The sequence below is a fragment of the Candidatus Pseudothioglobus singularis PS1 genome (assembly GCF_001281385.1).
GTDB lineage: Bacteria > Pseudomonadota > Gammaproteobacteria > PS1 > Pseudothioglobaceae > Pseudothioglobus > Pseudothioglobus singularis.
On the sequence record NZ_CP006911.1, the window covers coordinates 1,014,613 to 1,028,827 of the forward strand.

General features: G+C 37.4%; 13 protein-coding genes. 3 read left to right on the forward strand and 10 right to left on the reverse strand.

The genetic code is table 11. The annotated features are described in order from the left end of the window. Nucleotide 1 precedes the first annotated feature (1 nt). Both W908_RS05185 and W908_RS05190 read right to left on the reverse strand, forming a co-directional pair. Nucleotides 2-889: a carbohydrate ABC transporter permease gene (locus W908_RS05185; protein WP_020028265.1), complete on the reverse strand. Its 888-nt coding sequence runs from the start codon at nt 887-889 to the stop codon at nt 2-4. Between the two features lie 81 nt (nt 890-970). Next, nucleotides 971-2,209 (reverse strand): ABC transporter substrate-binding protein, encoded by a 1,239-nt coding sequence (locus W908_RS05190; protein WP_053820220.1) that lies wholly within the window; start codon nt 2,207-2,209, stop codon nt 971-973. 262 nt (nt 2,210-2,471) lie between these two features. Here W908_RS05190 and tatA point away from each other — a divergent pair, with 262 nt between their 5' ends. The 3 genes from tatA to tatC are packed head-to-tail and all read left to right on the forward strand — an operon-like array spanning nt 2,472 to nt 3,866. Beyond that, entirely contained in the window at nt 2,472-2,681 is a 210-nt protein-coding gene (gene tatA / locus W908_RS05195; RefSeq protein WP_053820221.1) for a twin-arginine translocase TatA/TatE family subunit, read from the forward strand. 24 nt (nt 2,682-2,705) lie between these two features. After that, nucleotides 2,706-3,005, forward strand: coding sequence for a Sec-independent protein translocase protein TatB (gene tatB / locus W908_RS05200; RefSeq protein WP_053820222.1), 300 nt, complete (start codon nt 2,706-2,708; stop codon nt 3,003-3,005). Beyond that, on the forward strand, nt 3,006-3,866 hold the full coding sequence (gene tatC, locus W908_RS05205; RefSeq protein WP_053820223.1) for a twin-arginine translocase subunit TatC: 861 nt from the start codon (nt 3,006-3,008) through the stop codon (nt 3,864-3,866). It abuts the gene before it with no gap. A gap of 16 nt (nt 3,867-3,882) precedes the next feature. Here tatC and W908_RS05210 read toward each other — a convergent pair whose 3' ends face one another. The 8 genes from W908_RS05210 to xdhB all read right to left on the reverse strand — a co-directional run bounded on the left by W908_RS05210 (nt 3,883) and on the right by xdhB (nt 14,201). Further along, nucleotides 3,883-4,896, reverse strand: a complete 1,014-nt coding sequence (locus tag W908_RS05210; RefSeq protein ID WP_053820224.1) for an adenosine deaminase — start codon at nt 4,894-4,896, stop codon at nt 3,883-3,885. A 65-nt stretch (nt 4,897-4,961) separates the two neighbouring features. Beyond that, a complete protein-coding gene (locus W908_RS05215; protein WP_053820789.1) occupies nt 4,962-5,987 on the reverse strand; it encodes a BMP family ABC transporter substrate-binding protein in 1,026 nt (341 codons plus the stop codon). Between the two features lie 143 nt (nt 5,988-6,130). Further along, a complete protein-coding gene (locus W908_RS05220; RefSeq protein WP_053820225.1) occupies nt 6,131-7,213 on the reverse strand; it encodes a BMP family ABC transporter substrate-binding protein in 1,083 nt (360 codons plus the stop codon). Between the two features lie 72 nt (nt 7,214-7,285). Continuing rightward, nucleotides 7,286-8,215, reverse strand: a complete 930-nt coding sequence (locus tag W908_RS05225) for an ABC transporter permease (protein ID WP_020025794.1) — start codon at nt 8,213-8,215, stop codon at nt 7,286-7,288. Between the two features lie 5 nt (nt 8,216-8,220). Then, nucleotides 8,221-9,291: an ABC transporter permease gene (locus W908_RS05230; RefSeq protein ID WP_053820226.1), complete on the reverse strand. Its 1,071-nt coding sequence runs from the start codon at nt 9,289-9,291 to the stop codon at nt 8,221-8,223. Then, the gene (locus W908_RS05235; protein ID WP_053820227.1) at nt 9,288-10,787 is read right to left on the reverse strand and encodes an ABC transporter ATP-binding protein; all 1,500 of its coding nucleotides are present in this window, start codon (nt 10,785-10,787) and stop codon (nt 9,288-9,290) included. The genes W908_RS05230 and W908_RS05235 overlap by 4 nt, the downstream gene beginning before the upstream one ends. After that, nucleotides 10,784-11,878 (reverse strand): XdhC family protein, encoded by a 1,095-nt coding sequence (locus W908_RS05240; RefSeq protein ID WP_053820228.1) that lies wholly within the window; start codon nt 11,876-11,878, stop codon nt 10,784-10,786. The genes W908_RS05235 and W908_RS05240 overlap by 4 nt, the downstream gene beginning before the upstream one ends. Nucleotides 11,879-11,888: 10 nt before the next feature. Then, on the reverse strand, nt 11,889-14,201 hold the full coding sequence (gene xdhB / locus W908_RS05245; protein ID WP_257720184.1) for a xanthine dehydrogenase molybdopterin binding subunit: 2,313 nt from the start codon (nt 14,199-14,201) through the stop codon (nt 11,889-11,891). Between the last annotated feature and the right edge of the window lie 14 nt (nt 14,202-14,215).

A 14,215-nucleotide genomic window follows, 5' to 3' on the forward strand; every position in this document is an offset into this window, starting at 1 on the left:
ACTAACCGCCCTTCTCATCTTTATAGAGTCTGTAAAGTATCATGGCAATATAAATCATCATAATTAACAACAAAACAACGGCAATAGCAGCGCCATATCCCATTCGAAATCCATATTCTGAGAAAGCCTTCTCATACATATAGTAAGCAAGAACCCTACTGGATCCCCACGGGCCACCACCAGTCATAATATCAATTAAATCAAATGACCTTAATGCGCCTATTATTGTTACAACAACTGCAATAAAGGTTGCAGGTTTGAGCTGCGGTAATATGACGTACCACAACATTCTCCAGCCTCTCGCGTTATCGATTCGACCGGCCTCAATTTGTTCTGGATCAACAGAGTTTAGACCCGTTAAGTAGAGAATCATACAATATGCTGTTTGAGGCCATAAACCGGCAGCAATAATGCCGTAAGTCACATAATCCTCTTCAGCAAGAATAGCGATGGTGTCAAAACCAAAAAATTCTAAGATAATATTTAAAAGGCCATTTGAAGGGTCATAAAACCAACTAAAAACTAATCCAACAACTACCTGAGAAATAACAAATGGAAAGAAGAATATAGATTTATAGATTCTAATGCCTCTGACTGTTTGATTAAGAAATAAGGCTGCAAAAAGGCCTGCAGGAACCGCTAATAAGTATAAAACAAGCCAAATAACGTTATTTTTTAATGAAACAAAAAAGTACTCATCATCCATCAACTCAATATAGTTTTCAACACCAATATAGGTCTTTGTTCCAAGGCCATTCCATTGATAGAAGCTTAAACTGATTGATTGGAAAATTGGGAAAATAACATACAGAGAAAACATGAATATCCCTGGAGCTAAAAAAATCCAAGGCGCTATCTTCAGTTGGTTATTTTTCCAGTAAGAATACATGCAGATTCAATATTAAAAATATTAAAAAAAAAGTCCCGTGTCAAGAATACTTGAACACGGGACATAGTAAAACCTTATTGATTAATAAAGTTTTTGACGAGCTTTTTCTAGACGCTCTAGAATTTTCTCTAAACGCTCTGGCTTAACCATGAACTCTTGAAAAGCTTCCATACCAATTGAAGCCATTTCTGCTTTTGTGTCACGATCATAGAACTGAGCAACACCACCAGGTGCGTCATTATTAAGCATATTGAACGCTTGGTTTAGGAACTTGTCATCAGTCACACCTGCGCCAGAATTTGTAGGCAGCTGACCTAACGCTTTATTCCAAGCCGTCTGAACATCAGGACGTGCAGCATATGCTAGGAAACGCTTAGCATCAACTGGGTTTTTAGCGCCAGCAGTTAGATGAATCGTATCAGTAGGTGCTTCCTCAGCCATTGGAACTCCCGGAGTAATTGCAGGGAACTGGAATAAACCTAGAGAGCTGTCATCTAGACCTAACTCTTTTAATGGAGCAACAGCAAAGTTACCCATTACATACATAGCGGCCTCACCATTAGCCATTGGAGCTAAAGCTTCCTGCCAGCTAAGTGCAGCATGATTCTCAAGGAAGAAACCACCATCAATTAGCTGTTGATAGTTTGCCATTGTTGCGCGCACTCTATCATCAGTCCAAGCAATGTCACCACTCGTTAATGCCATATGAAATTCATAACCGTTTGTACGAAGGTTTAAGTAGTCAAATACTCCACCCGCAGTCCAAAGATACTTGGTTCCAATAGTAATTGGGGTAATGCCGTTAGCTTTTAAAGTTTCACCAGCAGCCATAAACTCATCCCAATTAGTAGGAACAGCAATACCTAGGTTTTCGAAGATATCTTGACGGTAGTAGACTCCCCAGTTGTAGTAAGTGTAAGGGATACCCCATTTCTGGCCATCCATAGTCATACCTGGAGCTGAAGAAGCCATCAATGAATATAGACCTTGGTCAGCCCATACATCATCAATTGGAGCAAAAAGACCAGCTTCAACAAATGGAGCCATTCTATTTCCTGCATACCAGAAAGCAATATCAGGTGCATCAGCACTAAGGAAGTTACGTATTGCAGCCTTGTAACCTTCATGATCAAAAAGGTTATAAACAACATCTACGTCCGGGTTTTCAGCTTCAAATCCATCAATAACAGCCTGGAAAGCAGCTTTTGGTGCTGGATCTGACGTGTCACCATTGATGACGAGTGTTCCAGCAACAGCAGAAGTACCAGCCAGGATTCCAGCTAGCGCTAAAGCTATTTGATTTTTAAAAATTTTTTTCACTTTTTATCTCCTATTATTTAAAAAAGTAAACTTCTTATTGATTACATACTTGTTGTGATGAAATTCACCTAAATATGACAAATCAATAGTTAGTATACATAAATATGAATACATGTGAATATATTTGTCCAACTATTAGTACCTTGTTCCATTATATGAAACTTATCAAAAAAAACATAGTAAATTCAACAATATCACCTTCTAAAAAAAATAATCGATTAAAGTGTAAAATGGCAATATTGATTTATAGGAGATAAATATCATGGGCATGCCAGGACCATTCGAACTCATTATTATTCTAGTCATTGTGCTTCTTATTTTTGGTGGTAAAAGGCTAAAAAATATCGGTAACGAACTTGGAGGCGCTATTAAAGGCTTCAAATCATCTATGAAAGAATCTGAAAAAGATGACAAAGAAGACATCATTGAAGCAAAGGTAGAAGCTGAAGATGACTCGTCTGATAAAAAATAAACATTTTCTAAAGTATAAACTAGGATGTTTGATTTTGGCTTCTGGGAAATTGCAATAATTGGGATCATCACTCTAATTGTTGTAGGTCCAGAGAAAATGCCCTCACTTGCTCGAAAAGCAGGTCTCTACTTTGGTAAATTTAATAAATTTTTAAATAAAATTAAATCTGACATCAATGAAGAGCTAAAAGTGGATGAGTTCAAAGAGCAAGTCTCAATGGATCAAGAAAAAATATCGCTTTCAGAAGTGGCGGAGGAAGTGCGTTCCAGCATTCATTCTCTTGAAGAAGATAATTTTCTCTCGAAAGAAGACTTAAAAAAATAAATGTCTCAGCAAAAAAATCCTTCTGAAAAACTTCCACTTGTTCAGCATCTGATTGAGCTTAGAAGATCACTACTTAGATCGGTAATAGCGATTGCTATTTTCTTTTTGATACTATTTCCTTTTGCAGATGAAATCTATAACTTTATTGCTGCGCCTATTGTCCAAGCAATACCTGGCTCTAATTTGATTGCAATTGGGGTTATCTCCCCCTTTTTAACGCCTTTAAAAATGTCCTTGATATTAGCCATCTATATTGCAATGCCCTTCCTGCTTTATCAACTCTGGATGTTTGTGGCGCCAGCACTTTATCGTCATGAAAAGAGGCTGATATTGCCGCTTGTCATTTCTTCAACAATCCTATTTTATGTGGGGCTGGTATTCTCTTTCTATGTTGTTTTCCCAGTCATCTTTGGTTTTTTAGCTGGAGTCGGCCCTGAGTCTGTTAATTTTGCGCCTGATATTCAATATTATTTAGATTTTATTCTTAAAGTGTCTTTCGCTTTTGGTGTCGCCTTCGAGGTTCCAGTTGTAACAATTCTTCTTATTATCTTTGGCATTACCACAGCTGAAAAACTTAAAAAGAATCGCTCGTATATTATTATTGGTTCGTTTGTTCTTGGAATGATATTAACGCCTCCAGACGTCATATCACAATTCCTTATCGCTATTCCTATCTGGCTTCTATTTGAAGCTGGCCTAGTCTTTTCTGGTTTCTTTAAGATTCGTAATAACCAAAAACCTGTATCTCAGACCCCTTTTGACAAACCAAAAGACTGGGGGAGTAAATCTCACAATGAAATGATGGACCAAATAGAAGATGAAATGAACGAAAGTGTTGTTGGGAAACAGGATAAAAAATAAATAGAAATTTTTTTAGCTACTCAGCTGCAAATTCATCCAATATGCTATAGAGCCCTTTCTTTCTTTTCTTTGGCGCAAAACTGGCATCAATACTATTTTTGACAAGCCTTAATGCCTGGTCTTTTGAAAGGCCAAGATTGTCATAAAGCGAAACAAAATTTTCAGTCATATAGCCACCAAAATAGGAAGGGTCGTCTGAATTAACGGTTACGCATACTCCTTGTTCTAACATCTCCAGAATAGTATGGCTTGCCATCTCCTCAAAGACCTTTAATTTGACATTCGATAGCGGGCAAACAGTCAGTGGTATTTGATTATTAATTAATCGCAGCATTAGCTCTGGGTCATCAATAGCTCTTATTCCATGGTCAATTCTTTCAATATTAAGAATATCCAATGATCTCCATATATAGCTTGCTGGCCCTTCTTCACCTGCATGCGCTACTAACTTGTAGCCCATATCTTTAGCAGCACTAAAAACATTTGAAAATTTTTCAGGTGGGTTGCCTTTTTCAGAGCTATCTAGACCAACACCATATATATAGTCAGTATATTCTGCTGAATTTTTTAAAGTTTCAATTGCACTCGTCTCATCCAAATGCCTCAAGAAGCACATAATGAGCTTAGATGAAATTCCAAGTCGCTCTTCAGCATCCGCAAGAGCGTCTGAAATGCCATTAATTACAACTTTAAATGGAACGCCTCTATCTGTGTGTGTTTGAGGATCAAAGAAAGGCTCAACATGAAGAACATTTTGCTCTTTACACTTTAATAAGTATGCCCAAGTCAAGTCATAAAAGTCCTGCTCATGAAGAAGCACTTGAGCACCCTGATAGTAGATATCAAGAAAATCTTGAAGATTAGAAAATTGATACGCCTCTTTAACTTCATTGACACCACTAAAATTTAATGGAATAGAATTTCTTTTAGCTAACTCAAACATTAACTCTGGCTCAAGCGTTCCTTCTAAATGAACATGAAGCTCAATTTTAGGTAACTCGTTTAGCCAACTGTGGGAGATTTCAGACATAGGAACTCAAATAAAAATAATTCTATAGATATTACTATAAAGGATTAATACTAACAAAAATATTTTTAATTTGGGAATTGGCTTTCAATACCTTCAACATAAAACTGCATTCCCATTAAGTCAGCAATTGGAGCAGTCTCACCTGCTCCTAGCCATGGCGTTCCATCTTGTTTATTAATTGGCCCAGTAAATGGATCAACTTTTTCCATAGCAAAATCAATGATTGCTTTCATTGCGTCATTCTTAATGTCAGTAGGTATTTTTTGATTCATCGGTGCAAACTTAACCATCCCTTGTTTAATCCCTTCAAAAGAATCTGCTGAAGTCCAAGTACCATCCCTAACAGCCTTTACTCGCTCAACATAATAAGGACCCCAATCATTAATAATGCCTGTCAGTTGTGCATTTGGGCCCCATTTACGCATATCAGAAGCCTGGCCAAATGCAAATACTCCCTTATCTTCTGCAGTTGTCATTACAGCAGTCGAAGCGGTATGCTGAAAAAGTACATCTGCGCCTTGAGCAATGAGAGCATTTGCAGCATTTGATTCCTTACCTGGGTCAAACCATGTATAGACCCATATAATCTTCATCTCAATATTAGGATTAACGGACTTAGCAGCTAGAAAAGCAGAATTAATATCTCGAATTACCTCTGGAATTGGAAATGATGCAACCCATCCAATAATATTATTCTTTGTCATCCCACCCGCAATTCTCCCTAGAACGTGCCTTCCTTCATAAAATTTAGCTTGGTAGTTCGCCACATTCTTAGAAGGCATATAACCAGTTGCATGCTCAAACTTAACATTAGGATAACGCTTTGCAACATTTGCAGTAGGATTCATGTAACCGAATGATGTTGTAAAAACTATGTCATTTTTTCGAGCAAGACTTGTAATAACGCGTTCAGAGTCTGAATCTTCAGGAACATTCTCTACTTCAGTTATGATCACATCATCACCCAAAACTTTTTTTAAGTGGATAACTCCATTGTGATGAGCATATGTCCATCCATGATCACCAATTGGGGTTACGTAGACAAAAGCTGCCTTGACCGGAGTTGCGAAGATATTTGTTGAAATTGACATGAGGGAGGTTAATAGAGAAAACATCAAAGTTCTAATTATTATTTTAGACATATAAATTTTTTTGTTACGTTATTGATAAAAAAAATCGCGCCTCAAGTATACCCTTGAGACGCGATTTTTATTTTAATTAAATGGACTTTTTCTTAGTTCGGGTACTTACTGTCAATACCTTCTACATAGAAATCCATAGTTAGTAGATCTGGGTAGTTTGGAGGAGTTTCACCTTCAGCTAACCATGGAGAACCATCTTGCTTATTAATTGGTCCTGTAAATGGATGAATAGCACCCATAGACAAGTCAATAATTGTTTTCATAGCTTCATTTTTAACATCAATAGGCATATTTTGGTTCATTGGAGCAAATTTAACCATACCTTGCTTCACGCCATCAAATACGTCAACTGACTCCCAAGTCCCATCTTTTACAGCTTGAACTCTATCAAGGTAGTAAGGACCCCAGTCATCAATGATTCCAGTTAACTGAGCGTTCATACCCCATTCACGCATATCAGATGCTTGACCAAATGCATGAATACCTTTCTCCTCAGCAACCGTCATTGGAGCAGTAGAGTCAGTATGCTGCATTAAGATATCAGCGCCTTGTGCGATTAGAGCATTTGCTGCGTCCGCCTCTTTGCCTGGATCGTACCAAGTGTATACCCAAACGATTTTCATTGTTACATCAGGGTTAACAGATTTAGCCGCTAAATATGCTGAATTAATACCTCTAATTACTTCAGGAATTGGGAAAGAAGCAATGTAACCAATTACATTATTCTTTGTCATTCTTCCAGCAATCTTGCCAATAACATGTCTACCCTCATAAAATCTTGCTGAGTAAACTGAAACGTTATCTTCACGCATATATCCTGTTGCATGCTCAAACTTTACATTTGGATAGCGTTTAGCAACTTTAATAGTTGGATTCATGTAACCAAATGACGTTGTAAAAATAATATCATTTTTACGTGCAAGGCTAGTAATAACACGCTCAGAGTCAGAGTTCTCTTCAACACTCTCCACTGTTGTTATGATTACATCATCACCCATCTTTTCTTTTACATATTTTGCACCTTGGTCATGTGCAAAAGTCCATCCATGATCTCCTGTTGGACCAATATATACAAAAGCGGCTTTAACAGGATCAGCAGAGACACTCCCAGTGAATGCGAGAACCACGCTTAAAATCGAGAGCTTTAAGACACTCGAAAATCTTCGATTAGACATACTTTTTCTCCTTTTAGTTATTTAACAAATTTTCTTACTTCTTCTTACTTTTTTACAAATAAATTCAGCAAACTAAGTTGTTGAATGAAATATTCTACCCAAACAATTAGGAACTGTGCGATTTGTTTTATTTTTTAACCTCATTCTTAAACTAACCAGAATAACAATGGTAGCCAGGTAAGGTAGCATCGATAAGTATTGGGCACTAATCCTAATATCAAAACCCTGTGCATGAAGCTGAAGAACTGTAATTCCACCAAATAATACTGCACCTAAGATTACTCTAAACGGCTGCCATGAAGCAAAAACAACCAATCCTATTGCAATCCAACCTCTTCCAGCAGTCATCCCTTCACCCCAAATAGGTACCTGAACAAGGGACAAGAAAGCTCCACCAAGTCCAGCCATTGCACCTCCAAATAAAATCGCCATAAAACGATAAAGAACAACATTATGGCCAATAGCATGAGCAGCATCATGGTTATCACCTATCGCACGCAAAATTAAACCTTGTTTAGTTTTAAATAAAAACCACCAAACTATATAAACCATAAAAAATGCAAGGTAAATAAGTGGATTAAGCGAAAAAAGCGATGGCCCTATATACGGTATTTCAGACAGTATTGGAATATAGATTGGACCAATAAGGTCGATTGTTACCTCGGTGTACTCTCTTCCGGCAAATGCAGCAAAACCTAATCCAAAAAGGGTTAGTGCTAGTCCAGTTGCTACCTGGTTGGTTAGTAAAAATTGAGTTAAAAAAGCGAAAATTGAGGCAATTACCATTCCAGCTACAAGTGCTGCAAGAACAGCTAAATAAGCATTATTAGTATGAGATATAACAACGAAACCAAGAAGAGCTCCGACAATCATCATACCCTCAACACCTAGGTTTAAAACTCCTGAACGCTCAACCAATAGTGCTCCTATAGCCGCAAAAATAAGGGGCGCTGAAGCAACCATTATTCCAATAAATATTTCAATTAACAAGTTTTCAATCATAGTCTTTAATTATTTTTTTTAAAAAGGACAACTTTGTATTTAATTAATATGTCGCATGCTAGAAAATAAAAAAGAAGCATGCCTTGAAAAATTTGAGTTATTGAGCTCGGTAAATTGTAATCTATTTGAACATTTTCACCTCCCACATAGCTCAGTGCAATAAGTAGTGCTGAAAACAATATCCCAACGGGATGAAGCCGTGCTAGAAAGGCTACAATAATTGCAGTGAAGCCATAAAATTGAGGCAGACCCGGAGTGAGCTGCCCTGCTGGACCTGATGCTTCAAATAAGCCAGCGAGTCCCGCCAAACCTCCAGAGATCAATAAGGAGTACCATACAGTCTTATTATCATCAAAACCTGCAAATTTAGCTGCTCGAGGTGCACTTCCAGAGATTTTAATTTGCATTCCAAACATATGCTTCTTTATTCCAAACCATGCTAAGAATGAGAGAAGAATTGCAACAATCAAGCCAATATGTAAGCGGGTGCTTTCCCAGATGATAGGCAGCATTGCGCTATCATGAAACATTCGACTTTCTGGAAAATTAAAACCTGATGGATTTCTTAAGGGTCCTTGGAGCATAGCTTGTAAAAACAATACAGCAACATAAGTCAACATTAAGGTTACAAGAATTTCATTAACCTGATATTTGATACGAAGGAAAGCAGCGATACTTGCATAAAGCATTCCACCAAGAATGCCAGCTATAGCCATCAATGGTAAAAGCCAAAAGCCTTCAACATTATAGAAATACAGTCCAACGGTGCCACCCGCAATACCGCCCATTACAAATTGACCTTCTGCTCCAATATTCCAAATTCCGGCTCTAAAGCCGATCGACAAACCAAGTCCAATAATCATCAATGGAGTTGCTTTGACTAGGAGCTCAGAGAAATAGTATGAATCCAGAAGGGGCTCAGCAAATAATGTGAAAAATACGCTAGAAACTGGAATATCTTCTAAGATAAAAAGGAAGATGACTAATGCAGAGAGTGCAGTAAGTGTAAGCGCAATGATTGGTGATAATATGATCATCGCTTTTGAGTTTTCTGCTCTTGGAATTAGTTTGATCATGATTTATGACCTCCTACCATCAGCTGTGAAATTTTCTCTAAGCCACCTTTTTTCATATCGACTGCTTCTGAAAGACTACCCTCTGAAAGAACATGAATTTGTTCACATAGACTTAAAATTTCATCCAAATCTTGGGAGATAATTAAAACTGCAGACCCTTGATCTGCCAGGGATATTAAAGATTGATGAATGTTGTTGGCTGACCCTGCGTCAACGCCCCATGTTGGCTGAGCAACTATTATTAGTTTTGGTTTTCTAATGAGCTCCCTTCCCACCATAAATTTCTGTAAATTTCCCCCAGATAAGGATTTGGCAAGCATTCTACTTGAGGGAGTTTGGACATCAAAGTCACTTATCACTTGATCTGAAAAACGCGTAACAGCCTTCCAATCAATAACACCATTCGATGTCATTCCTTCAGACTCTGGTCGACTCAATAACATATTCTCATCAAGTGTCATATCTGGAACGGCGCCATGACCTAGTCGCTCCTCAGGAACAAAAAACATCGAAAGTTGTCTTCTTTCGTGCGAGTTTAGTGAACCAATGTCTTCACCATCAAAAGTCAAAACATTATCTGCAGATGACTTTTCACCTATGAGAAGCTCCATTAATTCGTCTTGCCCATTTCCCGCAACTCCTGCAATTCCAACGATACTTCCTTGTTTCATTGTTAAAGAGATATCATGCAAGTGAACGCCATACATGTCGTCACTTTTACGACTTAAATTTTTAATTGAGAAGATATCTGAACCAATATTAATATTAGTTCTGGCCAATTCTGTTAGTTTTTTTCCAATCATCATTTCAGCGAGCTCTTTTTGAGTGTGCTCTTGTGGAATGCAGCTTTGGACTAACTTTCCTCCTCTTAAGATTGTAGCTTCAATACAGATCTCGCGAACCTCTTCAAGTTTGTGAGAAATATATAAAATAGCACAGCCATCGTCAGCAAGTTTATTAAGTGTCAAAAAGAGATCGGAAACTTCCTGTGGGGTTAAAACAGAAGTGGGTTCATCCATAATAAGAAGCTTCGGATTTTGAATTAAACATCGAATAATTTCTACTCTCTGGCGCTCACCTACAGAGAGGTCTCCAACAACTTGTTGGGGATTAACATCGAGGCCATATTGCTTTGAGTATTTTAAGATCTCATCTGTAAAGTTTTCATTTAGACCGACTTTATCAAGGCCCAAGATAATGTTTTCTTCAACCGTCAGAGACTCAAATAAAGAGAAATGCTGGAACACCATTGCAATACCATTCTCTCTGGCCTCAAAAGGACTCTTTGGACTGTACTTCTCACCAGCCCATTTCATCTGACCTGCATCTGGCATCAAGGAGCCATAGATAATCTTTACTAGGGTGGATTTGCCTGCACCATTCTCCCCAAGCAGTGCGTGAATGGATGAACTCTTAATACTTAAAGAGACATCGTCATTCGCCTTAAGGTCTCCATAAGATTTAGTGATATTTGAAATTTCTAATTGATACTTCATGATAATTCAGATTGTTTTTTATTTTCAATAAAATTAATCAAATCCATTGCTATTGTTATGGCAATAGAGGTGGGTGATTTTAAAAGTTTCTGTTTTTCACCAATCGGACAAGTAAATTTATCAATTACATCCTTTGAATAATTTTTTTGAGCAAAGCGATCTCTAAATTTTCTCCCCTTAATCGATGAACCAATCATACCCAAATAACTAAAGTTATTTTGAATAATCATCTTCTCACAAATTTCAAAATCAATTTGATGGCTATAAGTAATAACCAAAGTATAAATCTCATTTGGTAAATCCGCCATACTAGTCAGAAAGTCATCACAAATAATATTAATTTGAGAGGTATCACCAACATATTGATCAAACTGCTCCTGTCTATCATCGATCCAATACAGCTTAATTGGAAGGTTGATTATTATGGGCATCAACGCTCTAGAGATATGACCCGCCCCAAAGACTACCACGGGCAAAACCTCGCTCGAGTTAACTTTCTCAAGTAAAACTTGAGCCTTAGTCTCTGAGTCATCCTCAAATTCAACGATAGTTGGGCTTTGAGCGCTCTGCATCAAATTTGAAGCGCTTTCCTCTATAAAGTTTGATAATTTTTTATTACCAAGAGAGGAGTAAAAATTGTTGTTTGTGTAAATACACTTTTGAGTACTTGAGTGATTTTTTTTATCAATATCAATGATTGTTGCCAAAATAAAATCTTCGCCCTTTTTATAGAGAGCTGATACTTGTTCAATCCACGAATTATTATGACTTAAGCCTTCATCATCGTCTATAAAGCTTTCAAATAACACCTTAACATAGCCGCCACAACATTGCCCCAATGTTGCGCCTAGTGGATACTTGACGAGTTGCCGAGTATTCATTTTTTGACCTAACATCTCTTTAGCAAATGCAAGCGATTTAAACTCTAGATTGCCACCACCAATACTCCCAAATGAATTCTCATTCTTCGTGAAAACAATCTTGTCTCCATTCCTACATGGCGTTGAACCTTTTGTAGCAATAATGGTCAATAAAACAAACCCATTATTCAATGAAATTTCTGTTTTTACAGGGTCAAGCCAACTATCCATATCTTTCTACTTATGACCGCTTATTCAGACTAAAAAATACTTCCTCAAAATTTGCAGGTGCATTTAGCCCTGTTTTATTTGTTTCATCTGCATTATAAATAGCATTTTTTAACGCAAGCCAGGTTGAGATAGCAAGCATAAGTGGGGGCTCACCAACTGCTTTTGATTTATGAATTGTATTTTCATGATTTGAAATATTTGGTTTAATTTTGACCTCAAAGTGTTCAGGAGTATCTCCTATTGCAGGTATTTTATAAGTTGAGGCGCCCATTGTTAGCAATGCTCCGGAATCATTCCATTTCAGTTCCTCAGAGCAAAGCCAGCCCATGCCTTGAATAAACCCTCCAACTATTTGTCCCATATCAATTGCAGGATTAAGCGAGGCACCAACATCATGCAAAATATCTACTGCTAAAAGTTTGTATTCACCAGTCAAACAGTCGACTATAACCTCGCTAACGCATGCACCATATGAATAATAAAAAAAAGGACGACCTTTTTGTTTAATAGCATCGAAATAAATCTTTGGGGTTTTATAGAAGCCATTACTAAATAGCTCAACTCTATTTAAATATGCTGTTAATACAAATTCGTCAAATGCTATCCTTTTCTTACCAACAGTAACAAAAGAGTCTTTAAACTCAATGTCATCATTACCTTCACCATAGAAATCTTGGGCAAAGACAGTTAAATTTTTCTTAATACGAAGGCAAGCCTCTCTAGCGGCCATTCCATTTAAATCTGAACCTGAAGAAGCAGCTGTTGGAGATGTATTGGGTACCTTTGCAGTCGAGGTTGCTGAAACCTTTACACGTTCTAAATTAACTCCAAACTCATTAGCAACAACCTGAGCAACCTTAATAAATAGACCTTGACCCATTTCAGTTCCGCCATGATTTATATATATACTGCCATCTTTATAGATATTTACCAATGCCCCTGCTTGATTCAATAACTGAGTAGTAAAAGAAATACCAAATTTAACAGGAGAGAAAGCCAATCCCTTTTTGAGATATGTATTATTCTTATTAAAATTCTTAATACTCTCTCTTCTAGCCAAATACTGACTATCATCTATGAGTTCACTTGTAATCTCGTTAACAATATTATCTTCAACAACTTGATCATATGGCGTTACATTATTTGTTTCCTTTTGATAATAGTTTAATTGTCTAATCTCAAGTGGATCGACACCAATATTCATAGCTATTTCTTCAATAATATTTTCTATAGCAAGCATGCCTTGAGGTCCACCAAATCCTCTAAATGCGGTATTTGAAGCAGTATTTGTTTTGCATAGGAAGCCCCTAAAAGTAGCATTTGGTAAGAAATATGCATTATCAGCATGGAATAGGGCTCTAGAGACTATTGCTTTTGAGAGATCGAGTGAGTATCCACATCTTGCAGCAAGATCAACTTCAATTCCTAAAATCCTACCATCATCATCATAGCCAACTTTATAGTTCGCTTTGAAATCATGTCTCTTTCCAGTCATCAAAATATCATCTTTCCTTGAAAGCCTAGCCTTTATTGGGAGCTTAGTCTGGTTTGCAAAAATTGCACAAACGCATGCTAGCTGAGATGAATCAGTCTCTTTACCACCAAAGCCACCTCCCATTCTTCGAGTAACTACTTCAATTGCATTCTGTGGAACATCCAGAACATGTGCTACTAAATGCTGAACTTCAGTTGGATTTTGAGTAGAAGAGTGAACTACCATTTCATTATCCTCTGTTGGAATTGCAAAGGCGACCTGCCCCTCAAGGTAATAATGCTCTTGGCCTCCAATAGAAATGCTGCCATCTAGCTTATTTTTTGATGAGTCAATAGCTTTATTTGAGTCTCCTGTAGAGACAATTATTGGCTCATCAAGAAAGCTTTTTTTAGCCATTGCCTGATCAATAGTCACAACTGCCTCAAGCTCTTTTACATCTGTGGTAATTAGCAGTGCCGCTGCTCTTGCATTTTCATGACTATCAGCCAAGACAGCAGCGATTGCTTGACCATAAAATAAAACCTCTTCATCAGCTAAAATAGGCTCATCATGTTTAATTGCCCCTATGTAAAGATTTTCTATGTCTTTTGCCAAGAGAATACTATGAACGCCCTCAGCCTCCTTAGCGCTTGAAATATCAATCTTATTTATTTTTCCATGAGCGACCTCACTTAATGCAAAGGCGACATGAAGAGTACCTTTTGGAGCTGGCATATCATCAATATAAGCCGCACTTCCTTGGACATGCATATGAGCACTATCATGAGCAATAGATTCGCCAATTATTGAGCTTTTAAGCTGAGAAGAATTTTTGGTGCTTTTATTAATTTGTCCTTACTCCC

Excerpts from the sequence above, each read along its gene's own strand:
- W908_RS05220 (WP_053820225.1), bottom strand. The coding sequence starts at position 7,213 with ATGTCTAATCGAAGATTTTCGAGTGTCTTAAAGCTCTCGATTTTAAGC.
- W908_RS05230 (WP_053820226.1), bottom strand. The coding sequence starts at position 9,291 with ATGATCAAACTAATTCCAAGAGCAGAAAACTCAAAAGCGATGATCATA.
- W908_RS05215 (WP_053820789.1), bottom strand. The coding sequence starts at position 5,987 with ATGTCAATTTCAACAAATATCTTCGCAACTCCGGTCAAGGCAGCTTTT.
- tatC (WP_053820223.1), top strand. The coding sequence starts at position 3,006 with ATGTCTCAGCAAAAAAATCCTTCTGAAAAACTTCCACTTGTTCAGCAT.
- tatB (WP_053820222.1), top strand. The coding sequence starts at position 2,706 with ATGTTTGATTTTGGCTTCTGGGAAATTGCAATAATTGGGATCATCACT.
- W908_RS05225 (WP_020025794.1), bottom strand. The coding sequence starts at position 8,215 with ATGATTGAAAACTTGTTAATTGAAATATTTATTGGAATAATGGTTGCT.
- W908_RS05210 (WP_053820224.1), bottom strand. The coding sequence starts at position 4,896 with ATGTCTGAAATCTCCCACAGTTGGCTAAACGAGTTACCTAAAATTGAG.
- tatA (WP_053820221.1), top strand. The coding sequence starts at position 2,472 with ATGGGCATGCCAGGACCATTCGAACTCATTATTATTCTAGTCATTGTG.
- W908_RS05240 (WP_053820228.1), bottom strand. The coding sequence starts at position 11,878 with ATGGATAGTTGGCTTGACCCTGTAAAAACAGAAATTTCATTGAATAAT.
- W908_RS05235 (WP_053820227.1), bottom strand. The coding sequence starts at position 10,787 with ATGAAGTATCAATTAGAAATTTCAAATATCACTAAATCTTATGGAGAC.
- W908_RS05185 (WP_020028265.1), bottom strand. The coding sequence starts at position 889 with ATGTATTCTTACTGGAAAAATAACCAACTGAAGATAGCGCCTTGGATT.